The organism is Pseudomonas zeae, assembly GCF_014268485.2.
Taxonomy (GTDB): domain Bacteria; phylum Pseudomonadota; class Gammaproteobacteria; order Pseudomonadales; family Pseudomonadaceae; genus Aquipseudomonas; species Aquipseudomonas neuropathica.
Genome location: NZ_CP077090.1, coordinates 5,556,690 through 5,580,547, shown reverse-complemented (window position 1 = coordinate 5,580,547; position 23,858 = coordinate 5,556,690). Strand labels below are relative to the sequence as shown.

Genomic DNA, 23,858 nt, shown 5'->3' with positions numbered 1-23,858 from the left:
CTCCTTGTCGGTTGTCGCTCGATATCATTATCTGCCCCACGTCTGCATCGCAAATTCGACGAAGCGGCGCAGCTTTGGCAGGCGATAGCGATCCGGCGCATAAAGCAAATGCAGGGGACGGCTGGGCGGTTGATAGTCGGGAACGACGGTCACCAGTTTGCCGTCGCGCAGATCCTGTTCCACCAGCGCATCGGGCAGCATCACGATGCCCATGCCGGTGCGTGCGGCCTGGTGCAACCCGGCGGAAGTGTTCATCAGCATCGGTCCGCTGACGTCGACGAGAATTTCTCCCTCCGGGCCGCTGAGGCGCCAGCGTTTTTCCACCGATTGCCAATCGTCGCCGGCAGGGTAAGCGAACGACAGGCAGTCGTGTTGTTGCAAATCTTCAGGGGTTTGCGGCATGCCGCGCCGGGCCACGTATTGCGGGGAGGCACAGACGGTCAGTGTGTAATCGATCAGAGGACGGGCGATCAGGTTTGATTCTTCGAAATGGCCCAACCGAAACGCTACGTCGAGGCCGCTTTCCAGCAAGTCTGGACGACTGTTGGTCAGCACCACATCCATTTTGACCTGCGGATATTGCAGGGAAAAATCGCTGAGCGCCGGTGCCAGGCGTTCTACGCCAAAGGTCAGTGGCGCGGTAATGCGCAACAAGCCACGGGGCTCATCGAGCGCTTGTTCCGCCAGGCGTTCGGAGTCAGCCACCAGTCCCAAGACATCCAGACAACGCTGGTAGTAAACGCTGCCGAATTCGGTAAGACGCTGGCGTCGAGTCGTGCGCTGCAACAGTTGCACACCGAGCCGCTGCTCCAGCGCGCGCAGGTGATTGCCAACCATGGTCGTCGACATGTCGCACTGCAACGCGGCCGCCGTCATGCTCCCGGCTTCGACGACTTTGACGTACACGCTCATCGACTGGAACAGGTCCATTATCAAGCTCAGCTTTTAAATGAATGAAGTTTTGCCGAGTTTATCCAGTTTCGGTGGTTAACCATACTGCCAGCACACCGACCTTCACTGGAGTTTGAAGTCATGACCGCCGCCCTGATGAACACCTACCAACCGCTGGCCCTGAGTTTCACTAAAGGCCTGGGCACTCGCCTGTGGGATCAGGCCGGTCGCGAGTATCTGGATGCGGTTGCCGGTGTGGCGGTGACCAATGTCGGCCACTCGCACCCGCGGATCGTTTCGGCGATCAGCGAGCAGGCCGGGTTGCTGCTGCACACGTCTAATCTGTACAGCATCGACTGGCAGCAACAATTGGCCAAACGGCTGACCGAGCTGTCGGGGATGGAGCGTGCGTTCTTCAATAACTCCGGTGCCGAGGCCAATGAAACGGCGCTGAAACTCGCGCGTTTGTACGGCTGGCGCAAAGGCATTGAGCAGCCGCTGGTAGTGGTCATGGCCAACGCGTTCCATGGCCGCACACTCGGTACCTTGTCGGCCAGTGATGGTCCGGCAGTGCGCCTGGGGTTCAATGAATTGCCGGGGGATTTCGTCAAAGTGCCATTTGGTGATCTCGCTGCGCTGGAGCAGATGCAGCAAAAGCACGGCGAGCGCATCGTCGCTGTTCTAGTCGAGCCGATTCAGGGCGAAAGCGGTGTGCAGCTCGCGCCGCCGGGTTACTTGAAAGCGTTACGCGAGCTGTGCAATCGCCATGCGTGGCTACTGATGCTTGATGAAATCCAGACCGGCATCGGCCGCACCGGCCGCTGGTTTGCGTTTCAACATGAAGGCATCGTCCCGGACGTCATGACGTTGGCCAAAGGACTGGGCAACGGCGTGCCGATCGGCGCTTGTCTCGCGCGGGGCAGGGCAGCGGATCTGTTCACACCCGGCAGTCATGGCAGCACTTTCGGCGGCAATCCACTCGCGTGCCGGGTCGGTTGCACGGTGCTGGACATCATCGAAGAACAGAGCCTGTTGGAAAACGCCCGGGTTCAGGGAGAACGGTTATTAACTCGTCTGCGTGCAGAGCTGGCGGACAATCCCAATGTGCTGGCGATTCGTGGTCAGGGCTTGATGATCGGTATCGAGCTGAAACAACCGGTGCGTGATCTGACCCTGATCGCGGCGCGGGATCACGGGCTGTTGATCAACGTCACGCGTGGCAAGACGATACGGCTGCTGCCACCGCTGACGATTGATGAGCGGGAGGTGGAGATGATTGTCAGAGGTGTGGGGCGAGCACTGATCGCGCATTGATGGCTGGCAAGCAGCACTGTGGGAGCGAGCCTGCTCGCGAAGGCGGTCAATCAATCGACATCTGTGCTGGATGATCGACCGCTTTCGCGAGCAGGCTCGCTCCCACATGTACGGTGCAGGCCTTAGTCTGGATAATCCGCCAGATCCGGCGCCAGCATCCGTGTCTTCGCCTTACCATTCGAATTGTGCTGAATGATCTCCCGCGGCTGCCCCTGCTCATTGAAAAACACCTGACCGATCCCTGCCGAGTTCCACAAGCGTTCACCTGCCTCAGCATGTTCCGGCGTGTAGGGCACGATGCGCATGCGTCGGCGTTTGGTGAACCAGTTCAGCGGGGAGCGTGGCGAATAGAGCCAGCGATTGAGGCGGTCGAACCATTCCAGCAGGGTTTTCGGAAACTCGTTTTTGATGCCGCTGCTGGTGATCTGCCAGATTCGCGGCCCGGCCTTGCGGTGTCGGATAAGCACTTCGTAGACGAAGGAATAATGCACGTCGCCCGACAGCACCACGTAGTTACCCGGTGTGCGCGAGTGTCGGAAAATGTTCAGGATCACCTGCGCAGCACCGCGATGGGCCATCCAGTTTTCCGCGTCGACCAGCAGCGGAAAACCGCACCAACTGAAGACTTTTTGCACGGTTTCAATCAGCTTCACGCCGAAGATCGGCGCCGGGGAAACGATGATCGCTGACGGGTGATCGAGCAGTTCCTGTTGCAGTTCGCTCAACGCCTCCCAATCGAGCAAGCCCGAGGGTTGCTTGAGCGCCAGCTCGCTGCGCCAGCGCCGGGTACGGGTGTCGATGACTACCAGCGCCGGACTGCTCGGCAGGACGAAATGCCATTGCTGAAAACGCAGCAAATCATCGATTAGAGCATCTTGCACCGGGCTGTCGAGATACTGGTCATCACCGCTGGCGCTCAGCCCCAGTGTTTTCTCCAAGACATCCTTGAAGGCATCGGGATTATTGCCCCAGCCCTGACACAACATATAGGCGATCAACGCGTTGCCGATGATGCGTTTGGAGAACGGATGGCCGTAGGCCGTTTCCTCCCATTGCGCAGACAGGTTCCAGTCATCGGTGATGTCGTGATCGTCGAAAATCATCAGGCTCGGCAGATGCGCCAGCGCGCGGGCGACCTTGCCCAATCCAGCCTTGAAGGCATCGATGCGAGTCTGTTCGAGGGTATAGCGCTTGAGGCGTTCGGGCGTCAGTTCAGGCGCTTGCGGATTGATCAGCGACCAGGCCGTCGGCGACCACACCAGCAAGTACATCGCCATGACTTCGGCGAAGGTCACCAGGTGATTGTCAGCACTGCTGCTGGTGAAAATCGGCTTACGCGCGCCGCCGAAAAATCGCTCGCGCAATGTCTCGTTGCTCTCCAGTGCCGGTAACAAATCCGCACGGTGGTAGTAACTGGCCGGGTGTTGGTAGAGCCTGGCGCTGTCGCTGACTACCGCGCCTTCGAGGTGTTCGTCGAACAGGCCGAGCCTTTCGATCAGGGCATGAATCGCCCGCAGCATCGGGCCGGCCACATCGTCGGCGTAGACCTGGTCGCCGCTCATCATCAACAGGGCCGGACGTTGTTGCGGGTCGGTTGCCGTCGCCAGCAATTGGTCGACGCACAGCAAACCATCCGCCGCCGGGTGATGCGGTTTGCGGCAGGAGCCGTGTAGCAGTTGATCGATCCGTGAGCGCAGAACGAAGTTCGGGCTGGTCGCATCGCCGTACAGCAGATGCGGCGCCCAGTCGGCGATGCCCTCAGCGTTGTCGATCAGCAGGTCATAGGCGATATGCGTATCGCAGGGCAGGGTGTTATCGAGAGAAACATCGATGAGATGAACAAAGGCCTCGCGGCCTACGGGAATGATCGTGCATTTCCCGGCATCGAGTGGAATGTCTCCTACATCTTGCAGGCGTAAGGTCAGCGCCAGTGGCCGCGTGCCGACCAGCCACATGACCACGCGCGTTGGCTCCAGCCGTCGCAACAGCGGGCCGGCCAGGACAGGAGGCAGCGGGATCAGGTCAGCGGGTGTCGAAGACATCGAGGGCAAAGCTCAAGGCGCACAGGCCGGCGATGATAGCGCAGGCGGCGCCTTGATCCCTTAAATCAGCCTTAAGAGTCGGCTTTTTGCAGTTTCAGCGCCAACAAACGCCATTGAGCAGGCAGCGCGTCAACTCGCGGCTGCTCTTGCACCGAGCAATCGAAACGGTAGGTGACATCGTCGCCGTTCATGTTGCGCGCGGTGACGGTGTTGTTGAAGGTGTAGACCTGATCCTTGAAGCGGTGGCTGACCAAGGCTTTGCTGTCAGCAAAACGCGCCGACGCGGGAAAGCGCAACGTACTGGTCACAAACGGGCTGCACATGACATACGCGATCATCGACTTGTCGGCCTGGGCGTCGCCGCGCAATTTCTTGTTCAGCGCTGCCAGGGCCATGCGACCGTCATAGTCGCTTTGATCCAGCACGGTCTGTAACCCGATAGATTTCGGCGCCCGGCTGGCGTAGTTCGGCAGCAATGCGGAGTCGGCGGGAGAGGGCGTGTCGTCCGGCTCGATGGCAGCAAAAGCCGGCGCATCTTTCAGTTCGGCGGCGGGTGTGACTGCCTCGGCCTCAGGCAATAGAGAGGTCGGCTCGGTGACCTGCGCGTTTTCGGCCTGCGGCGCTGCGTAGTCATGCGACGAAGGGAACAACGACAACGTGATCGACAGCACTACCATCGCGACAATAAAACCACCCGCTGCGCCGACGATGTTGCCGTAGAAAATATTCCAGCTGCCACGGTTCTTGACCACCCAGCGCCACATGAACCCCCACACCGCGACAATCGCCAGAAAACGCAGAAACTCCATTTGATCCTTTCCTTAAACCTTCAAAACCTGAAATCAACGCACGCCCAAGGTGAACGCTGACGATGGGCGGCAAGATAACAAAACAGACGTGTAATGCCAGTGGCGATAGCGCTGCTCAGTGAAAATTGAGCGCGAAAAACGCCAGCGTCGTCACACCCGCAGCCAATCCACAGATGCCAGCGAAAAGTTGCCGGGCCAGCGGATGCTCGGGCTGAGGCCGCCTGACCAGCCACATCCAGACGCCCGCCAGCACGCCGAACGTTGTGATCACTTGCAGCACGCTATTGGCCAGGTTTTCGGGTGAGGGAGGCACGTGCGCCGGGAAAAGGCCCGAACAGATCACCGAAAAAATCATCGCTACGATGAAGCCGCTGGCGGCACCCGCCAGGTTGGCGAGGATCAGGTTCCAGGCACCACGAGTCTGCACGACCCAAGCCCAAACGGCTGCCCAGACGAAAAAGTACAACACGGCCATCAAGGTGTTTCTCCCTCTGAAAATTGACTCCATCGAGGCGCTGGCGACCTCGTTACTGGCAGTGGACGGCAAGATAGCAAAATAGTAGCTTCGCGCCATCGCTCTTCTCTGTAATGGACTACCTATGCCTGTCAGAACTCATTTTTTGCGCCTGTTCTGCGCAATCACAATTGTTATCGCAATAACCCCCGCATTCGCCGCCGTGCAAGAACACCCGGAAAACAGCTGGAAGTATTACGCCGGCAACTGCCAGCGCGTGCTGGAAAAAATGGCCGACGTACAAAGCGGTCGGACCACGGCCTACGACGTGATGTTTGCCCTGGAAAGCAACCTGCAGATCATGAATGAACACCGCTCCAACCTGACGCCCAATCACTTGGGCTCGCGAGAATTCGCTGAATGCGAAAACTTCGCGGGCCAGGCTGAAGCAATCATTGCTCAAGGCAAAGCCGAGTTCGCCGCGAAAATGCAAGGCGCTGCGGAGCAAGGCCGCATCGCCCACCAGAACTCCCCCGAATACCAACGCGCCCGCGCCCTCGGCTACAGCGACGTCGGCGACATCTCCTTCCTGAAACTGCACGAAGACACCGACGGCGAAGCACGCCTGAAAACCATGTTGATCACCGTCGACGAAATCTGCGGCCAATACTTCCGCGCCACGCAATACGTGAAACCGTATGTGATCTATACGGTTCGGCCTTCTGACGGCGGTTGTGGTGAGGTGAAACGCGTGGCGGTGGTTGGCGGCCGATCGGTGGAGAAGGGCGATTACATTGATGAGAAGGGCGAATTTCAGTATCTGGGTTGGAAAAAGCTTGTTGGCGCCGATGGCTTCCCGACGGATATCCGCGTGCTGAAAGCCCGTCGTTGAACCAAAGAAATACGGGGATGTTTTCTTGAAGATGAGGATGGACAGATGATCGACTTCAACAACAAAGGCTTCTTCAAACTCAAGCAGAACGATGAGTACGCCGAACGCGTAAGCGCGCTGCTGCTGGATGGCGAAGAAGTGATCGACTCTTACAAGGCCATGCGTGACGGCGTGGTGTTTACCAACAAACGCATCATCGCGGTCAACGTTCAGGGGATTACCGGCAGCAAGAAAGATTTCACTTCCTTGCCGTACAAGAACATCGTCGCGTATTCCGTGGAAACCTCGGGCACCTTCGATCTGGATTCGGAGCTGGAGATTTACTTCTCGTCACTGGGGAAGGTGAAGTTCGAATTCACCGGGAAGACGTCGATGGTGGAGATCTCCAAGTACATCTCGAAGCATCTGCTGTAACGGCTCAGCCCATTACAAGATGTCTTTCAAATAGCCCTTGAGCGCAAGGAGCGGCTGATCCAGCTGCTCCAGCGAACGCGCCTCACTGAACTCAGCGGACAACTTGTGCAACTCACGTCCCAGCGGTTTTTCGACACCGCCCAAGGCATCCATGGCCAGGCTCAGGCATTCATTCATCTTGAACTGAATGGTCTCGACATCCCCACGCCGCACCAATAGTTCGAAAATGTCTTTCTGGTAATCACCCATGATCATGTCATCCCGCAGGATCGGGCTCAGGCCTTCTTCCTCGTAAGCGAGTTTGAGGGAGAAAAGGGCGACTGTTTCCAGTGACGTTTCCATGGGGGGGATCCTTGGGTTTTCGGTTGACCAAGAAGCGGTGGATCAAAAGATCGCAGCCTAGGGCAGCTCCTACAACAGCGGCCACTTTCCGACAGACGAAAAAAAAGGCCTTGCTAAGCAAGACCTTTCTTAATTTTGGTGCCCGAGGGAGACTGTCGGGTTCCATATAATACAAGGCTTGCAGCGATATTTGGTGGTCAGGGATACAAGCAGGGATACAGATTCATTCCGGCTGCTCCATTTCCGTATGAGGGTAGAGTAATTGAAGTCGAGCGCGGGAGACAGACGACTGAACGTTTTGGACAAACGTTCTTACGTCTTCCATCGCCTCCATGACCCATTCCGCTGGGAATGAGTGTTCCTCTCCGTTTTTGTCCTTTCCGTTCCGATGAACAACGTCGTGCCGAAGTTGTACGAATTTGAGCAGTCGAACCTTGAGATCCTCGTTTGGAAAAATATTGACCTCCAAGGCGACCCTAAAGATTGCAGCGACTTTTGGTAGATTGTGATAGAGGAGTCCTTGGAGATGTATCCGGATTTTGTCGCTGACCACATTTGGATTTGCCAAAATGGCATTGAGGGAAACCTTTGCCTCTGATAGATCCTTGTCCCTGATGGTTAGACGCTGCATTGCCTTAGGGTCGGTAAGCACGGCGCTTATGAGTGTGTCCCCCAGGTATGCCTCCATGGAGCTGATTGTCTCTGCAAAGATCATTCTCTGTATCACCGCCGCAGATCGTCTAATAACACCTGACTCACCGGCTGAGCACTCCGCAAGGACTTCTCCCAAATGATGATAATTTGAGTCGTATACGTCATACGGACTTTGCGGAATGAAGTCGTTCAGCCATTCATTTTCCTGAGAGTCATCGGATGCGAACGGGGCCTCCTCGGCATCAACGTCCAAATTGGGATGGTCAACCAGTTTTATAAAACAGCCGGCAGGTGAGCTCTGAATGTTGATAGCAAAAAATCCCCCGCATTGATCACACTCCATTTCACCATCATCTTCTGACAGCGAGTCCGAGAGAGGCTCGACGCACCAATCAACCTCTGGCACTTCAACCGTTGCGCAGGCTGCTTTCTTACAAACCGGGCATACAAATCTTGCAGTGGTGGTCAGCTGACTCATGGATAGCTCTGTCGTTGGTTTTGGTTGGGGGCACCGATCAGCGTAGTTCACGACTGAGGATAGAGATGCATCGCAGTTGGACTGACATTAAGTAACCTCTGCCCGGCTAAACTGCCTACGGTAAATTATTCGTTAGCGTTAAGAGAGAAACCTAACGATACGCTCCCTCCATAACGCCTCGGTCGTAAGCAAACTACTTGCTGTTTTTGGTACTGTTCCTATTCCAGTTTTGAATATACTGCAAATTATTTTTTTATGAGGAATGCTGAGAGAATCCCACCATTCCGGAGAGATATAGGTGTTCTCAAGGTTTTGAAAGCAAATCTTTAATATTAAATCCGCAACTAACTCTTCTGGATGTTCTTTTAGGGCAGAAATGTAGTTTCTAGCAATGAGATATTTATCGTCTAGCCACCCGAAGATAGCGTAAGATTTGTCATTGAGATTTAGTACGTTCAGAGAAATCGCCTGAAAATCGTGCGTCCCTTGTGAAAGTTTTTGTAGCGGATTGTTATGAATATCAAATTCAGGGCAGAAAGCACCGCATGCCACAATGGGGGAAGGGCGACTAAATTCAATTGCGTAAAAATTAAACTCTGTAAGATCAGCTGACAAGTGTAGTTGGTCATACCGATCTTTTATTTGTTTGTGTACTCTCAATCCCGTTGCATATCCTTGTGCAGAAAGATGCGCGTAATTCTGTAACCATGCCTGAGCTTCAAATGGCTTTCCTTTGTCTTGCAACGTCATGAATGGTGTGGCTGCCGAAGCCCGCTGTTTTCCGTGAAGTTCATATGAAATAGCGCGATATGACATGTAAAAAGCTGTGGTTTGGGTAATTTCGATTGGAAGGGTCTCAATAACCTTAAAAAGTGCGCTGTCATGTTTTTTGCAAAAACCTAAGAAAGTAGATGCTTTTCTGATTCCTATGTTTTTAGGCTCATAAATTTCGCTCTTCATAGAGTCGACAAGCTTGAAGGTATAGACATGTTGTGCTGCTGATAATGTGGTTATTCCGCCGTTCATTTGGATAGTGTGAGAGTTTATGGCTGGCAGAGTGCAGGTGTTTGAACTCGCTTCAGGGTGAAGGCACTTTCCCTGGTTGTAGTTTTTGCGAACGAGACGTTGATACTCCTTTTCATGAATGCTTTTTTCGGACGCTCTGGTCTTATGGCAGAATTTCCATTTTTTCCCTGAGAGACACCAACAAGGTGAGTAAGGGTTTTTTGGATGTTCTTCTGGCATTAAATAATTGAAATTAATGGGTGCGTTAATCGAAGGATGCATTTGAGGGCCGTTTGATATGTTGTCGATGAGCTCTGATGATGGTGGTTCGAGAACAGCTCATCTGGGTTTCAATAAGTTAATCTGGTGAGTTGCTTCGGAATATATAGTAGGCCATCGTCTGGCTGGAAGCGGAAACCTCGGTTGATTTGCCTGAGGTGAACGACTTCAAACGTTTGACGGCATCGCGCTCTTGTTTTTCTTTTCCACGCAAGCGCCAAACAAGCGAACTGTACTTAAATAACTGCAGCAGATTTGTTAGGTCGCGCTCTTTCTCGAAGATGGACCATAATGCCTTATGGCACATATTAAATAAGTGGAGAAAGCCGCCTTTGTATAAGTAATGATAAGCCGAGATAAGTCTGCGCTTGTCTAATTGTGAATGTGTAATTCCGCGGATTTCGCCAAGAGCAACAATTGCTCTGATAGAGTTGTACGTGTCTCCATTGTTATTTGCTTCGGTGATTATTTTTTCATACATTGCGCGTTGCTGAATCGGATCATCCGTATTTGCAGCTCTGTCAAGCGCTATACTGGCTATTACGACATGGGTTTTGCGCTTAATGGCAGTTTTTTCGAGCTCGTTTAACTTTGTCTCTAAAGCTGGATCGTCCTCATTATTTTGCAATATTATCCAGCGAGCTTGAATGGATAAATTTGAGCGTGGGTCAAGTTTAATTACGCGTTCAGCACTTTTGATGGCCTCTTCTGATGATTTTAATGAGTGATGGCAAAGTGCGAGGTTTAACTCGCAAGTTACTTGGTCTGCTTTGCTAAGCGCGCCTGCAGGTATTTGAAGTATCAGGTCCCGCGCTTGAGCAGTGTTTTCATCACCGTCAAGCATACGCAAGCTACTTACATATAGATTTGTCAGGTATGCGTGCTGACGATCTGATATGCACTCGGAGATGATTGGAAGCAAATCTTGAAAAAAATCGACCGAGGCTTTGAAGTAACTTCCAGTTTTCAACGATTTTGCGTGGAAGGAAATAAGTGATACCAAGCTATTTATTTTTTTCTCGTCCGCGCTACTTGCAGCATCGACGGCTAATCTCTGTATGATAACTGCCGCGTTGGATACTTCAGGGTTAGATCGCCCCGGCTGATCAAATCGCAAAGATCGTGGTGGTTTAAATCCGCCCTGGCCAACTTTTTCTCCGAAATACAACACCGCAGCCTTCCGGTTGAGCTCTTTAAACTGTGCTGGAGGCATCATGTCAATTACAGTTTCCCGCGCTAGGCGGTTTACAATAATCGTATTTTCGCCGTCAACAGACTTGGTTCCCAAGCTCTCAATCTCTACCGTGTGAACCAACCCCCTGCTCATTAATTCGAACACGCTGGAAGGGTAGAAAGGCACTCTGTTGTTAAAGTATTTAATACGTTGGAGTTGCTCCCCTTGCGGGAAGATTGTGAGTGCTTTCAAAAGATCATAGCTGCGTTTGATAGCAGGATCAGGAGATTCACCTATTGCCAGTATCGTTTTTCTTAAGGCCTCATTTCCGGTCGTATTGATGACTTCTTTCCCTGCGACATCGGAAGATATGGCGGACAGGCCTGATAATCCTGTTACATACAAATTTTTCAGTATTGCATCTATGACGCTTGGTATTCCGTCAGTATTTCTATAAATTCGGTCCACTGCCTCGTATGTGCAGTATTTTGCCCCACCGTTTGGATGTGAAAGGATGTAGGACTTAGTATCGCCTTGGTCCAGTGCCTTAAGTTCAATGTTCGTGTAAAGGGCATTATTGGGCACTATGCGAGATCGCAATATTATTTTTAAGCTCGGTATGAAATCTAGGAAGATTTTTACCAACTTAAGCAGCTCCTCAGTCTGTGCAATAGCCCAGTTGGTGTCTATAGGGATATCGTCAAGGACTAGAACAGCGCCCGTTACCGTCTCTAGCGCACCACATAGTTCCTCTATAGAGTAACCAGTTTCATTTTGAATGCTAACTTGAAAACTTAGAAGGTCCCTGAAGCTTTTCATGTCTATGCTGAAAAGGCGAGACATTGTCTCATTATTTTTAAATTGTAATGCCCAAAGAAACCCGTCTTCTCCCATACCCCATTCTGAGATTAACCAACAGCATCTGTCTGTAGAGAGCGCATTTACAACTTGTTCTGATTGTAATCTTCGGACATCGCAATGCTCCGGTGAAGGTGCAATCTTCATTGAGTATGTTTCTAGAACACCTTCAGAGACTTCCGCGAAGTCTTCAATACTTATATTTTTTGAGACTTGCAGGTCGGGTTTAGCATAAGTCGTAGTTGGGCTTGATGAGTTCGATGAGGTTAAAGTCGTAGTTATTTCGTCAAACTCAAAAAAGGGGTCAGCTCCAACTACCCTTCTGCCACCTGCAATTAGCCTGTCTTTTCGAGGCCAGAAAGAAAGCGTGGCTGTACCAGCATCGACAGAGATCCGATTAAGTGAGTACCCGTGTATGCGCTGTATGCCTTCGCTTTGAATATGCTCAAGCCCAAACAGAGAAGCAGCTTGTATTTCCCTCTTTGCAGCTCCTCCACCGATTGAGACTGTCTTATGGTTTGGCTCATGCATATGGCCAAATAAATGGCAGGTGAAGCGTCCATCAGGGTTTATATGCTCGTGAAATAGTTTTTGGCTTGCTTTATGAAGCCAGTCTAAAGGATGATGTGTTACAAGAAGGTTAAAGTCATTTCGTTCACACCAGCTTTGAAGGTCATTATCAGTTAAGGCTAATGCTTGGTTTGTGTCTATATGTAGTTTTTCAGTGTATTTGTTATTGCCCAGCTGAAGCCAAGCTGAATTCAAACCAATAAGACCGATCTTTATGTCGTCTATGGTTATTGTTCCTGCGCAATCGCCGGCGATTATGCCTGTGGTTGTGCCAATATTTTTAATTCCCACGCTTGCGAGGGTCGAGATCCAGTTTGTGTAGTTTTCGAAATTATTGTTTGTCGACTTAAGATAGGGGCTTTCTGCTTTCCAAAAGTTGCTATGAAAGTCCCCGCTTTTTTCCCACCACTCTTCTAAAACCATGGCTTCTGGCTGAAATTGTGGTGGGCGTACTAAGTCATGATTTCCAGGTACACAGAATAACGATGGGTTAAAGCCTAGATCTTGGAATATTGCCCACAATTCTTTGAGCACTTCGCTTAAATTTAGGTAGTCCTCTTTGCTGCCCTTTTGGGTTAAGTCACCTGAAAAAACAACAAAATCCCATGGTCCGTTTGTTCTGTGCAGGTTTTTCAAGTCGGCAAATAAGGAGTGTTTCAAACTCGGCCAGAGTCTTGGTTGTCCATCCATACCTGCGTGAAGGTCGCTTAAGTGAAGCCACGAGATTTTTTTCATTTGTAAACTTCCCCGAATGCAAACGAGTCTTTGAATAAGATTTTTATTTATTTTGTTTGTTGTCTAAATAGGTCAGTGCCCAGCGAAACAGATAGTTGGTCGCTTCAGAAGTAAATGGATAGAAATGCTCGTACATTTTAAAGAGTTGTGATTTGACATGCGTGTCATCAAACTCATCAGTGTCAAGGCTAAAGATTGCTTCCAAAGCAACTTTGCATTGTGCATCGGATTCGATCTGGATGTCGTCTCCCGATTGATAAACTTGTAGATAAGCTCTTCGTTGCAAGCCTAGTGGTGTGTTTGATATAGAGTAGGATTTTCGTTTTTGTTCTAAATGCAGATCGTTGTGTAATCTGCTGATAATCTTTTGCTTCACTTTAAACCTACTGACTAATGCTGATATTGCTTCCTCGCGCTTGTTTTTATCCGTGCCTGACTCATTCAAGAAATAATATATTGGATAGTATTCAGAGTTCATTCTTAGTATTGATGATATGTAATCTAGGGGTGGTGCTTGAAGTTTTTCGGTTAAAAATGCTAGGTAAACGTCTTCTTCGTGAATGTTTCTGGCACGTTCTATTATCTTTACTCCGTCAATGACGTCGCCTATGACACGAACAGCCGGTGCTCCTGTCTCCTCCTCAGAAAATTTATCCAATATTTTTATTTTATCGAGGATGGATTCATCTATCAGAAAGGTATTGTTGTTAGAGGACTTAAGCTCTCCTGATGCAATATTCAATAATCCAATGTTATCAACACCAATTTTTACGGCACCGGTGAGCAAGTCTACCCATTTTCGTTGCGCCGCCTCTCTGCCTTCTTGCAACAGCAAAAACAAGTCTGAAGATTTAATTTTGGATGAGCGGCCGGAGTATCGATAATAAATGTCAGAGTCAAACGTTTTAGCTGAATCTTTTATACACACTATCGGCTTGGTACGGGCTGATTCGATTCTAAGTACGCCGAGAATTAAATCGTCGATATTGACTGTGTATCTTGAGAACTCGATGCTCGGAGCAAAGTGCTCGTTAAGAAAGGTAGATATGTCGGCATCATCAATGTTTTCAAAGTTATCTATGCCAACCAACGTATGAGGTTGATCTGCAACTCCAAAAACGATTACTCCGCCATCTCTATTGGCGAATGCTGCAGCTGTTCTTGCAATGTTTGATCTGAATTCCTTAACTGTCCAATCAAATACAAGCTTGAACTCTACAGTGCTTGATTCTCTCCTTTTGAGAACATTGTTATTGTCTACAGCGGAAAAAAAAGCTTCTACCCATTCGTCACCTATTTCCATCTCTATCAACCTTTACAGATTAGTAGGTGAGGGCGGTTGGTACCAGCCGACCTCCTGGCAATCCTTGCGTTGGTTCGCTGTGGCAACTTTTTCTACCATACCTCTTTTTTCATTGGCGGCGTACTTTCGGTGTTTTTTTGAGAGCCAGTGGCTGCTGGAGAGCGAGTGCAAATCTGACGCTAGCATTTCCAGTTTTAAACGAACAGTTCGGAAAGCAAAGACGGACATGCATGCGGTTATCTCAGCTAGAGAGAATCCGCGAGTCTGATAACCCGTGTAGGGGGCCCCCCTTAGGGAGGACCCGTAAAATCTGCCGCTCCGACTCCTTCGCCTGGGAGGAGTCAGACACAGTAGATCGGTGGATCTGGAGCGATCCGTCGCGTCCGCTCGCGCTGAAGGTTCACGCCGTGTATAGGGGCGAGGGGAGGCTAAATCGTAGGTAGTGAAAACGCGGTGCTCCATGTGTTCCACGTGTTCCAGAAACGCTAGAGGCCAAGTAATTAGGGGCTTCCAGAGGTGGAACACCAAATACAAATAACCGGAACACCAGTTATACGGAACACGTTTGGTGTTCCGCGATTTGGTGATCCGGTTATGGGTGGAAAGCATCGCCGTAGGTATCGGCAATGCGGTGAGTCAGGCGGCTAGCAACTGCTCCATGGACAGCGCATATGCTTTATCTCGGATTGTCTTCTCGCTGATGCACGAAGCCCCATACGGGGTTTGTAAAGGCACATAGAGCTCACTCAACGAGCTTCTCCATCCCAAGGCTTTCTCGGTGGCTTCCAAGTGTGCTGCGACAGCGGCAAATTCCTGAGCGGCCTTGTCCATGCGGTCAGCCCACATGATCCGCGCTACGCGTAGCTGCCGCTGACGAAGATCTTTCAAAACCTCTCTGATCTCTGTGATTTCCACATCGAGCTTCTCGACTTCGTTTTTCAAGGCTTGCGCGGTCGCTGCCAATCCTCGCTTGCCACGTGTCACCGTTGCCAGTGCTTCGGAGGCGAGACGCAGCACCTTCTCCGCATGCTGCTCATCTGCATCGTCTCCATCACTGAGAGCTACCGCATAACTCGCCGCGGCTTGTTTCTCCGCATATTGGGCCTTCTCGACTTCGGCTCGTTTCTCATCCTCAAGCTTTTGCAGTTTGGTCGACAGTTTTAGGCGTTTGTCCTGCAGCTTTTGCAGGTCGCTCTGTACCTGACTGATTTCTTTCTGAGCCTTTTTGATGTTGGCGCTCGCGAACCGGGTGCCATCTTCCCAGTCGATCAGCCTTTGAATACGTTTGATCTCCGAAGCGTGACCCTCGATAGCAGATTTAGCGTTATCAAACGCATCAGTGATTTCGCGAGGATAAGGCGCTCTATTGATGCGGTTGTTTGCGTGGAAGCGTTTGGCCTCCTTTGCCGCCGCGCTAAGATTCGGTAGCGCCTTTTTGAGACGTTCCAGTTCCGCTTGATGGTGCTTGAGTTGCTTTTGAAGTTCGCTCATTAGAATTCTTCCATTTCAAAATTTGTGGTGTTTGTACGCATTATTCCGGGCGGGCCAGACCCGAAGCGGCCGGCAGCTCTCCTCGATCCGCCAATACTTCACGCGGCTTCGGTTTCAGAGGAGAGAAGGGCGTTGGCGTGAACCACGTACGCTCTCGTTTTTGCGAGCCCAGGGAGCCGCACCGATTGCGCAGCCCGACCTTCCGCGCTGGCTTCCAAAATCCCGCGCTCGATCAGTTCCCGATTGACCAAGGTGAGGCTCATGCCTTTGAACACTTCGGCCCTCCACGCAGTGGGCAGGAAGTAGTAGGTGACTAACGTGTAAACCCCATCGCCCATGCCGTGTTCAACTGTGCGCCGGAAGCCGAGGCGGTCGGTCGTCCGTGGTGCGTGATCGTCGGTTTTGGCGGCAAGACCGTCCCAGCGTGTGAAACGGCTTTCACCGAATCGCTCGATCACTTGCTGCAATCGACTCACAATGGCGTCGCCTTCCATGTTCCCGGCACCGCCGCGCTCTTCGAGCCAAGCATTGAGGCAAACCTGCGCCGCTGTGGTCGCAGTACCTTCCGGCCAGCCAGTAACGCCAAGTGCCGTCGCCAGTTCACCAGCTGCAGCGGCGAGACCGAAGCGAGCAGCGGCTCGATGAGCCTGACCGCTGGCGGATGCAGGAAGAGCTTTGGCGATAAAGCGCTCCACCGTGCGCCGCAGCATGGCTGTCCAGCCGAGCATTTCACCGGGCTTGCACAGTGCCGAAAGGAACGCGGTAAGCGGCGTACCGTAGTATTTGCCTACGCGGGCTTTGAGCGCGTCCGACAGGGCGGCGGCGTCTTCGAATCCGTTCAGCACGTCGAACATGCCCAGTCCTTTGCTCGCATCTGCAGGCACGGCGAGCATGCGGATTTCCATCCCCGCCTTTAGCTCCTTGTTTGCATCAGCCATGTGCTGTGCAAGTGTCTTTTCGCCGGTCGAAAGAAACAGCAAACGCCACTCTTGCACCTGACGGCCCGCTAGCCCTCGATCATTGGCGCGAGCTTTGCCCGTGCCGTTGCCGAGCATGTACACCGTTTCACCGATGATGCGCGGATCACACATACCGATTTCGTCGAGTACCAAGACGCCGTCCGAATGCGCGGCGGCAATCGACTCCAACGCGTTGTCGGTAGAGCGCCACGACCGGACCAATCTCGGCCCGCCGTACACCGACGCGGCAACTTGTAGGTGAGTCGTCTTGCCGCCGGAGCTGTCGCCATAAAGATGGAACCCACCTGATTCATGACCCAGCAAGTGCAGCAGCGGCCCAGCAAAAGCCGCGCTGACGACAAACGCTAAGCGGTGATTGCCTACGCAAAGTGCGCCGATTTGCTTTTGCCATTGCTCCAGTGTGCCGGCCTCGCTGATGGGAGGAAGCTGCGCCCCAGCATCACAAAAAAATAGATGCTCATGGCTATTGCCGATCTGCTGATCGGGTAGCAGGTATGCAGGTCCATGCCATCCAAGTCGAGTGACCAAGCGCGCCCGTTCGTTGCTATCGAAACCTTGCAGGTAGCTCTGAAGATCGTTGCGGGCATTGCGGCCGGAGCGCGTACCAGGCAAGCGCAATCCCATATCCACCAGCGGCCCCAATACGTCTTTGCCGAAGTCGCCGGTCATGTTGCGAGCGGGAATGTTCCAACGCTTTTTAGCGCCGTCTGGATCATCGAATTCAACCAGCAAACCCCAGTTGTGACCCTTGTCATCGCGGGTACGAGCGAGAATCTCCAAGGAGGAACACACAGGCCGCGACTCACCATCATCGCCGGTATAGAACACCCCTTCAGGGGCCAATCGAAAACCACCGGGCAGCAAATCAGTTTTCGATTTTGCCGGTTGTTTGGCTGCTGCTTTTGGCTCTGCAGGTTCGTCAGCTTGCTCGTGTGGGAGAGGAACTAAAAGCTCACCGCTGCGCGCCAGCTCGGCGACGTGTGCTGCCGTCCAACCTTTACTGAGTGCGTCGGCGGCATCGTCCCCGTCGTCCCAATTGCCACCTTTGGCGAAGGCTGCTTGATCGTCCATCAAAGTGGGCTTGCGTTTGAACACATTGAGCGCGACGAACCGGACCGATTCGGCGCCGATTTCGTGCAGCTTTTTGGCGACTTCTTCCATACACGACTTGCCGCTGCTGTCGTTGTCCGGCCAAAGCACAACCGAGCGCCCTTTGAGTGGTCTCAGGTCGGCCTTGTGCCAAGAGTTAGACCCGTTGGGCCAGCACATGGCCACGAAGTCCGGCATCAATTCGCTTGCCGCATCGGCGGCTTTTTCGCCCTCGCACAACACGACAGGTGCAGAATCGCGCAGTGCCAATTCTTCCAAGCGCAGGAGCGGACGCGGGTCAGGCAATCCCTGCCATCGCCATTGCGTGGATTCGCTGTTGGAGCGCTGGCACCAAGTCAGTGGAGCGAAGACTTTTTTAGGCTTGCCGTCTTCATCTGGACCGAGATCAAAGCGGTAAAGCGCCATGAGTGGCTGACCGCTAGCGTCACGGTATATCCAGACTTTCGACGGAGCACCGTGATCTCGATGGCGGACCGGGCAACGTTGCATCGCTTCGGCCGGGATCGGCTGTATGGCGGTCCATGTTGGCGCTTTGGTTTTACCTTGAGCGGGAGCCGACCGCGCCGCACCGACGCTCACGCTCAGCAGTTCGGTGAGCTTCACGCACGCCTCGACATCTGTGCCGCCGTCCAAGTAGCGCACCAAGTCGATAAGGTCTCCGCCCTTGTCGCCAGTGGCGAAGTCAGCCCACGTGCCTTTGTTCAAATTGACCTTGAGCGAACCTGCTTGCTTGTCAGTGCGAGTCGGATTGGGGGCGGTGTATTCCTTGCCGCCGTCGACACGCTTTCCGTTGGGCAGCCAGTGCGCTAGGACACGGTCAATATCCTTCAGCGAGGCGGCTTTTACGTCGGCGAAGCTCGGACGTTTCGTTTTGCTGCTCTGGTGCTGGCTCATGTGTCGGCCCTCGGCGAGAACAGGGTGTCAGCCACGTCATCAAGCAGCGCTTTTGCCATTTCACCTAGATAAAGAGCAGGCCAACTAAACCGTTCGCATTGATCGCTCATGGCGGCGTCGCGGTTGAGCAGGTTCACGTGGTCTTGCAACTGAGAGGCTAGCTCCAGAGCATCTTCGATGGGGATGCCTGCGTTGACGCGAAATAACTTCAAGCCGCTGGCATTTGCAGACGAAAAATCCGTACGGCCTATCGTGGTCAACGCGTTCATAGCGCACCGCCTTCGTGCTCCGCTGGAACAGAAGTGGTATCACCGTGCAGAGCGAGAGTTTTGATCAAGCCGAGGGTGCCGCGAACGTCCCAAATGACGGCGGCAATAACACGGTTGGAGAGGCGCGACTCACCTTCAAAGTGGTCTTCGAGCAACGTCAGCACCGAGTCCGCGCGCTCAATGGCGCACGCTATGGCGTCAATCGGTACACCGGCCCCGGCGCGCTGGCTGACGCTGAGAATGTCTTCGGGCAGGGCAAAGCTCAGGGCGTTGTTCATTGGGCACCGCCTGCGGCTTCGAGAGCGCGAGCTTTGGCCATGTGTGCGTTGTAGCGGGCGAGACGTGTAGCAAGACTGGAGTTGGCGTGTAGAGCGGCGAGAGCCATTGCACGGTGTGCAGCGGCGCGATTTTTGGACGGAATGAGGGCGGGCATATGTGTAGCTCCAAGTTTGAAGATGGAGCTGCCACTGATCGTCGCCAAACGATTTAAGGTGGCAGCTGTGCGCAGGTTGGCGAACCGGGAACTTGGAACCCGGCAGACCCGAAGGTCTCCCACGCACAGCTGCCATAACACGAAACGGCGGGCACAAAAAAAGCGCCTGCTGTCGTATGGGGCGCCTGTGCGCCAAGTATCTCGGGTCGCCAAACCCGGTCACTGAATTTGCAGCGACACCGGCAGAATAACCTCGAGATTTTATTAGCGCAACCGGCGCGAAGCCTTGCGCATTTTTTTGATGCGACATAAATTGACCGGGCATACAGATTGACCTCAAACGCCCCCGGTTGCCGCCGGGGGCGTTTTCGTTTCAGGCGTGGGCTTCCCAGCGCAGATTGAGCAGGGGCAGGAAGCCGTCATCGAGCATTGAGCGGGCGTCTTCGTAGGCATCCGTTTGCTGGCCTTCGTCGACAATCACCGCACCGATGTTTTCGCAGTGGAGTGCGAGGGCGCACCAGGTACCGTCGGCCCAGCTAAGTACACTGACCACGCGCCCCTGTTTGTCGTGTCGGCTGCGATAGCGCTCGAGGCGCTGCATCGTGGCGTATGAAAAGCCGATGCGTCGCAGTACTGAAAAGGGATGCATCAAAGCTTGATTGGCAATCGAATGACTCACGCTGCCTCCTGCACGTTGGCGAACAACGGAGGCGGAGTGTCACCCTTGAGCCACGCGAGGATCTTCCTATCCTCCGCGTAGCGGCGACGGTGCTGCTCGGCGAGTACATTGCGCCGCTCGTTCAGACACCCTTCCATGTATTCACTGAGGTCGGATGTAATGCGCAGATCTGTATAGAGCCGTTCACTGATGCCCTTTTCTTGCTCAATTTCCTTGTCAACGAACTTGCCCCAGACGTCCGAATCGTTGGAGTAGCCATCCTTCTGATCGATCAGCCAATAGGTAACCCAGTTGTTGAGCGCGAATTGGCTCAGCCCTGCACGACGTCCTTCCTTCATCGCGAAATGGCCATGACCGTGAATGCTGGAAAACTCACGGCGAACGGCGTGCTTGCGGATGATCTCCGGCAGTTCCCAGGGATTGGGTGTGAGCGGCAATACGAGGCCATCAGGATTGAAAAAGAACGCCTCTTTTTCTTCACCATTCCAGCTCACGCCGGCGATGGTGCGATGACGCCAATTGATTCCGCCTTGAGCGTAGAGCTGAAAGCCGATGCTGTAGGAGTCGTGGAAGGGGCCTTTGAATGGGCAGTAGTTACGCTTCATGCGGCCACCTCATCACGGGCTTCAATGCGACCGCGTGCCCAAGCTTGAACTTCCGACAAAACCCAGGCGACCGGGGCGCCGCGAGCGTTGCTGTTGGTGAGTTTTACGGTTTTAGGAAAACCACTTTCAGGCTCATTCATCAGCTTGTAGATGGTGGGGCGCGCAAGGCCGACGATGGCCATGACCTCGGCGATACGGATGAGCGTCAGCGATGGGTCGATTTGCGTAGAGTCGTTTGCAGAGGAGTGGAGGCGAGAGGTTTTCACTGCTCGTTCCTCGCACTTGTGGCAGCGCTATGTGTGCGGCTTTCGAGCCAAGTCGACACATCCTTAGGTCGATAACGCACGCGACTTCCGACTTTTACATACGGCAGCGGATTGCGGCGCGAACTGCGCCAAGCGGCGAGCGTGCGATGAGACAGACCCAGAGTAGCGGCCACTTGATCGGGTGTGAGCAAATCAGTGGCGGAGGGTGAAAGCGGCGTTATGGATTGAAGCGTTGTCGCAGTCATTTAACGTTTCCTGTAGTCGTGGAGAGTTACAGGGCTAACGCTAAATTAGGGAAAGGAAATGAACGGTGGTTCACTTCCCTTTTCAATAACATTACGGTGTTAGGGTTGGTTAAAAAATGCTGCTGCTGTGAGGTTAGACCAACTCGCGCTCAAGCCGGGGCGGCCAGGGCGTCCTGTACGCCCGCCCTTTCCTGGACGACCACCTCGACCTGCTTTTCCTGGCCGACCAGCTCGCCCGGGTTTACCAGGACCACCATTGGCATGTTCAGTGAATAGCAGGGCACGTCCATTGGGGTCATAAATCCAGCCATTAACGAACCAACCTAAATGCCTTCCGGGGAAGGAGTAAATAGACTCCTCATGGATATATGCAATAGGCTGGCCGCCGAATGTGTAAAGATGTTCACCGTCTTGACAGTAGCAGTATGGTTGGCCGTTGCTGTCGTAGAAAGTAAGTTCCATACAATCCCTCGTACTATGGTTGGTGAGGCTGCTTTAATACATCGATAGTGAACGATGCAGATGGTTCGGTCTATTTGACGTCTGGACGAGTATCATCCTAGATGCTGTGCTAAAAATTGCTCTACTTCTTTAATCATAGAGCGTACATCGTCCGCAGAAAATTCAGAGGACTTCCCGTGTGCCGCATTATTTCTAATGTCCGCGAGCGCGGTAATCCTTTTCTGCTGAAGTTTATTATAGGTACCAGCCTTGGCCAGATCAGCGTTCATCTTGTCGAGCTTGCCATGCTCAAGAGTACTTCTGTCGCATAATTCTCTAAGTCCGGTTTCAAGGACGACCCCTGCGATAACGGCTGCTGCAACATGATAGCCGCTTGTCAAGAGCTCTTCCGCTTGCTCTAGTTCATTGTCGAAAACCTCAGCTTGGACTAAAGCCTTAATAGACGTCAAATAGCCGCCCTCAAAGTCATCTTTTGCCGCCCCTAAAACAGCTCGGGTGCGTTTCAACGCCTTGTAATAACCATCGCCTAAACCGTTTAACTTTTCTGAATGAACAAATTCGACGAAATGCTGTGAAGCTTCTCCGCAAACTTGAATTATAATGTTTTTTGCTTTTACACGCCAAGATAGAAGGGCGTCGTGGTCGATTCGCCACCCATCACCGTAATCGCTGGCTACTTTGACTTTGGCTGTTTCTATCGCATTTACTTCGTTCATCAAGCTTTCAAATCTTTCAGAAATTTTTTTGTTCAAAGTGGATTCCTTTCTTTAAATGCCAAGGTGAACGTGCAGCATTTTTGGATACTGTAGCAGTAGCTTATGTCAGGAGGGCAGCCCCTGCGCGTGTGATTCTTAAGCTCAAGCATTACGCCCAAAAAAATGACGTATTTTAAGAAAAAACGACAAGATCTAGACAAGCGTAACGTGAGGCTATGGTTGGCGAGCCTGTCCGAGAAGGACTCGCCTCTTGCGATTGGTGGCTATGCCTCCGGAGGCGCTCGCTTTTTAGCTAGTCAAATCGTCTCTGATTAGCACCAAGTTGAATGTATATGACAGGTAATGTCGAATTGAGTCTGTAAACGCTGCGCTGCTTTTAAGAAATCACACGGTTTGCGACTAAAATATTGCGGATTTGTTTTGTGGAAAGCTTGGCGGTACCGCTCGGTAACTTAAGTGCAGAATCGGTGCCTGCGATAATGCCAACGATCTCTCTTTCTGATCGACCATCACTGAGCAGGCGCTTGGCGTGGGAGCAAATGCTCTCATTGCGATCTATCGTGGCTTCACGGCGTATGGCTGCCGAGCTGTTGCCCGCTTTGCGCGCAGTTGCACTAATCCGGATCTTATCTGCGCTGCTCAAAAGCGGAGAGGCGTAGACGTTCGCCAAGGTCATGTAATGCCGGGCTGCACCCATCAAGTCAGCGGCCGCCTCACGTGCTTCGATTTCCAGATGAGGTTGCTCGTGACGTACCTCTTCCACAAGCTCCATAAAGTCGTCTGACGCATCTGCAATCAGAGCCGCTAAATTCTCACAGTTTCCCGCACATAGGTCCTTGTCGAAGCCACTCAACCACCTCTCTAGTGTCTCAATGACACGGCAAGCTCGATCAATCGCCAGCGCGGCAATGTATTGGCTATCAGTAATAGCTGAGTTGGACGATTCCCCTATTGTCCAGTGGATGCATTGGGGTAAATCGTCTCTGGATCGCTCAAATTGTTGGCGTATGTTGTAGGAGAGCCGTCTGACATTTGCCAGCACTCGAATGGACTCAGCGGACCACTCCCCATCTGTCAGATGGCTCGCCCAGTGCTCTTGGCCCTCTAGTATGAGTTCGAGAGCATCATCGATGCGTTCTGCAAATTCGTCGTATAGCGTGAATCGCTCAAACGTTTCGACAATCTCCCATCCCTCAATGTTGAGGGGAGCGCTTAAGTAAAATTTTCTATTCAACATCCACCCCTCGCCCCGTTTCTGTGCCCGAAAAAACGCGAGCGCCTGCGCCCCGCAGAGCTGTGAGGCCGCCAGTGAGGGAGAGGGATTTCTGCTTGCCGGTGTTGCCGATCCTGGAACACCTTTTGTGTGCCATCGACCATGTGTTCCAGTTGAGCGCTATTTGTGTTCCACCATTGAAAGCCACGCAATTGAGGGCTTTCACCAATTTCGGAACACATGGAACACGTGGAACACCGGTTTTTTTAGGCATCAGGATT

General features: G+C 52.6%; 23 protein-coding genes. 3 read left to right on the top strand and 20 right to left on the bottom strand.

The window, feature by feature from the left end; genetic code table 11:
• Positions 1 to 27 precede the first annotated feature (27 nt).
• A complete protein-coding gene (locus HU754_RS24535) occupies positions 28 to 930 on the bottom strand; it encodes a LysR family transcriptional regulator (RefSeq protein ID WP_093430664.1) in 903 nt (300 codons plus the stop codon).
• 102 nt (positions 931 to 1,032) lie between these two features.
• Here HU754_RS24535 and HU754_RS24530 point away from each other — a divergent pair, with 102 nt between their 5' ends.
• On the top strand, positions 1,033 to 2,205 hold the full coding sequence (locus tag HU754_RS24530) for an aspartate aminotransferase family protein (protein ID WP_186624482.1): 1,173 nt from the start codon (positions 1,033 to 1,035) through the stop codon (positions 2,203 to 2,205).
• Between the two features lie 122 nt (positions 2,206 to 2,327).
• Here HU754_RS24530 and HU754_RS24525 read toward each other — a convergent pair whose 3' ends face one another.
• The 3 genes from HU754_RS24525 to HU754_RS24515 all read right to left on the bottom strand — a co-directional run bounded on the left by HU754_RS24525 (position 2,328) and on the right by HU754_RS24515 (position 5,630).
• Positions 2,328 to 4,247 carry an alkaline phosphatase D family protein gene (locus HU754_RS24525; RefSeq protein WP_186624483.1) on the bottom strand — a complete coding sequence of 640 codons (1,920 nt, stop codon included), beginning with the start codon at positions 4,245 to 4,247 and terminating at the stop codon, positions 2,328 to 2,330.
• A 71-nt stretch (positions 4,248 to 4,318) separates the two neighbouring features.
• Positions 4,319 to 5,056 (bottom strand): hypothetical protein, encoded by a 738-nt coding sequence (locus HU754_RS24520; RefSeq protein WP_186624484.1) that lies wholly within the window; start codon positions 5,054 to 5,056, stop codon positions 4,319 to 4,321.
• Positions 5,057 to 5,171: 115 nt separating this feature from the next.
• Entirely contained in the window at positions 5,172 to 5,630 is a 459-nt protein-coding gene (locus HU754_RS24515; protein WP_225919939.1) for a hypothetical protein, read from the bottom strand.
• 25 nt (positions 5,631 to 5,655) lie between these two features.
• Here HU754_RS24515 and HU754_RS24510 point away from each other — a divergent pair, with 25 nt between their 5' ends.
• Both HU754_RS24510 and HU754_RS24505 read left to right on the top strand, forming a co-directional pair.
• A complete protein-coding gene (locus HU754_RS24510) occupies positions 5,656 to 6,402 on the top strand; it encodes a hypothetical protein (protein WP_186624485.1) in 747 nt (248 codons plus the stop codon).
• 45 nt (positions 6,403 to 6,447) lie between these two features.
• Entirely contained in the window at positions 6,448 to 6,816 is a 369-nt protein-coding gene (locus tag HU754_RS24505) for a PH domain-containing protein (protein WP_034156100.1), read from the top strand.
• A 12-nt stretch (positions 6,817 to 6,828) separates the two neighbouring features.
• Here the strand turns inward: HU754_RS24505 and HU754_RS24500 are convergent, their stop codons facing one another.
• The 16 genes from HU754_RS24500 to HU754_RS24425 form a co-directional block, all read right to left on the bottom strand.
• Positions 6,829 to 7,158 (bottom strand): hypothetical protein, encoded by a 330-nt coding sequence (locus HU754_RS24500; RefSeq protein WP_186624486.1) that lies wholly within the window; start codon positions 7,156 to 7,158, stop codon positions 6,829 to 6,831.
• 223 nt (positions 7,159 to 7,381) lie between these two features.
• On the bottom strand, positions 7,382 to 8,290 hold the full coding sequence (locus HU754_RS24495; protein ID WP_186624487.1) for a hypothetical protein: 909 nt from the start codon (positions 8,288 to 8,290) through the stop codon (positions 7,382 to 7,384).
• Positions 8,291 to 8,428: 138 nt separating this feature from the next.
• Positions 8,429 to 9,577: a hypothetical protein gene (locus tag HU754_RS24490; protein ID WP_186624488.1), complete on the bottom strand. Its 1,149-nt coding sequence runs from the start codon at positions 9,575 to 9,577 to the stop codon at positions 8,429 to 8,431.
• A 76-nt stretch (positions 9,578 to 9,653) separates the two neighbouring features.
• Positions 9,654 to 12,911, bottom strand: a complete 3,258-nt coding sequence (locus HU754_RS24485) for a metallophosphoesterase family protein (protein WP_186624489.1) — start codon at positions 12,909 to 12,911, stop codon at positions 9,654 to 9,656.
• A 43-nt stretch (positions 12,912 to 12,954) separates the two neighbouring features.
• Complete coding sequence (locus HU754_RS24480; protein WP_186624490.1) at positions 12,955 to 14,214, bottom strand: ATP-binding protein; 1,260 nt, start codon at positions 14,212 to 14,214, stop codon at positions 12,955 to 12,957.
• A gap of 636 nt (positions 14,215 to 14,850) precedes the next feature.
• Positions 14,851 to 15,705: a coiled-coil domain-containing protein gene (locus HU754_RS24475; RefSeq protein ID WP_186624491.1), complete on the bottom strand. Its 855-nt coding sequence runs from the start codon at positions 15,703 to 15,705 to the stop codon at positions 14,851 to 14,853.
• A 98-nt stretch (positions 15,706 to 15,803) separates the two neighbouring features.
• Positions 15,804 to 18,689 carry a DUF927 domain-containing protein gene (locus tag HU754_RS24470; protein ID WP_186624492.1) on the bottom strand — a complete coding sequence of 962 codons (2,886 nt, stop codon included), beginning with the start codon at positions 18,687 to 18,689 and terminating at the stop codon, positions 15,804 to 15,806.
• Complete coding sequence (locus HU754_RS24465; protein WP_186624493.1) at positions 18,686 to 18,958, bottom strand: DUF3077 domain-containing protein; 273 nt, start codon at positions 18,956 to 18,958, stop codon at positions 18,686 to 18,688. The genes HU754_RS24470 and HU754_RS24465 overlap by 4 nt, the downstream gene beginning before the upstream one ends.
• The gene (locus HU754_RS24460) at positions 18,955 to 19,236 is read right to left on the bottom strand and encodes a hypothetical protein (RefSeq protein ID WP_130888221.1); all 282 of its coding nucleotides are present in this window, start codon (positions 19,234 to 19,236) and stop codon (positions 18,955 to 18,957) included. Before HU754_RS24460 ends, HU754_RS24465 begins: the two co-directional genes overlap by 4 nt.
• Before the next feature lie 528 nt (positions 19,237 to 19,764).
• Positions 19,765 to 20,070: a hypothetical protein gene (locus HU754_RS24455; protein WP_186624494.1), complete on the bottom strand. Its 306-nt coding sequence runs from the start codon at positions 20,068 to 20,070 to the stop codon at positions 19,765 to 19,767.
• The gene (locus tag HU754_RS24450; RefSeq protein WP_186624495.1) at positions 20,067 to 20,675 is read right to left on the bottom strand and encodes a hypothetical protein; all 609 of its coding nucleotides are present in this window, start codon (positions 20,673 to 20,675) and stop codon (positions 20,067 to 20,069) included. The genes HU754_RS24455 and HU754_RS24450 overlap by 4 nt, the downstream gene beginning before the upstream one ends.
• Positions 20,672 to 20,941: a helix-turn-helix transcriptional regulator gene (locus HU754_RS24445; protein ID WP_186624496.1), complete on the bottom strand. Its 270-nt coding sequence runs from the start codon at positions 20,939 to 20,941 to the stop codon at positions 20,672 to 20,674. Before HU754_RS24445 ends, HU754_RS24450 begins: the two co-directional genes overlap by 4 nt.
• Positions 20,938 to 21,186, bottom strand: a complete 249-nt coding sequence (locus HU754_RS24440) for a helix-turn-helix domain-containing protein (protein ID WP_186624497.1) — start codon at positions 21,184 to 21,186, stop codon at positions 20,938 to 20,940. The genes HU754_RS24445 and HU754_RS24440 overlap by 4 nt, the downstream gene beginning before the upstream one ends.
• Positions 21,187 to 21,285: 99 nt before the next feature.
• Positions 21,286 to 21,648 (bottom strand): 4-fold beta flower protein, encoded by a 363-nt coding sequence (locus tag HU754_RS29885; RefSeq protein ID WP_437182473.1) that lies wholly within the window; start codon positions 21,646 to 21,648, stop codon positions 21,286 to 21,288.
• Between the two features lie 92 nt (positions 21,649 to 21,740).
• Positions 21,741 to 22,400: a DUF4145 domain-containing protein gene (locus HU754_RS24430; protein ID WP_186624499.1), complete on the bottom strand. Its 660-nt coding sequence runs from the start codon at positions 22,398 to 22,400 to the stop codon at positions 21,741 to 21,743.
• A gap of 340 nt (positions 22,401 to 22,740) precedes the next feature.
• Positions 22,741 to 23,601 (bottom strand): hypothetical protein, encoded by an 861-nt coding sequence (locus tag HU754_RS24425; RefSeq protein WP_186624500.1) that lies wholly within the window; start codon positions 23,599 to 23,601, stop codon positions 22,741 to 22,743.
• Positions 23,602 to 23,858 lie beyond the last annotated feature (257 nt).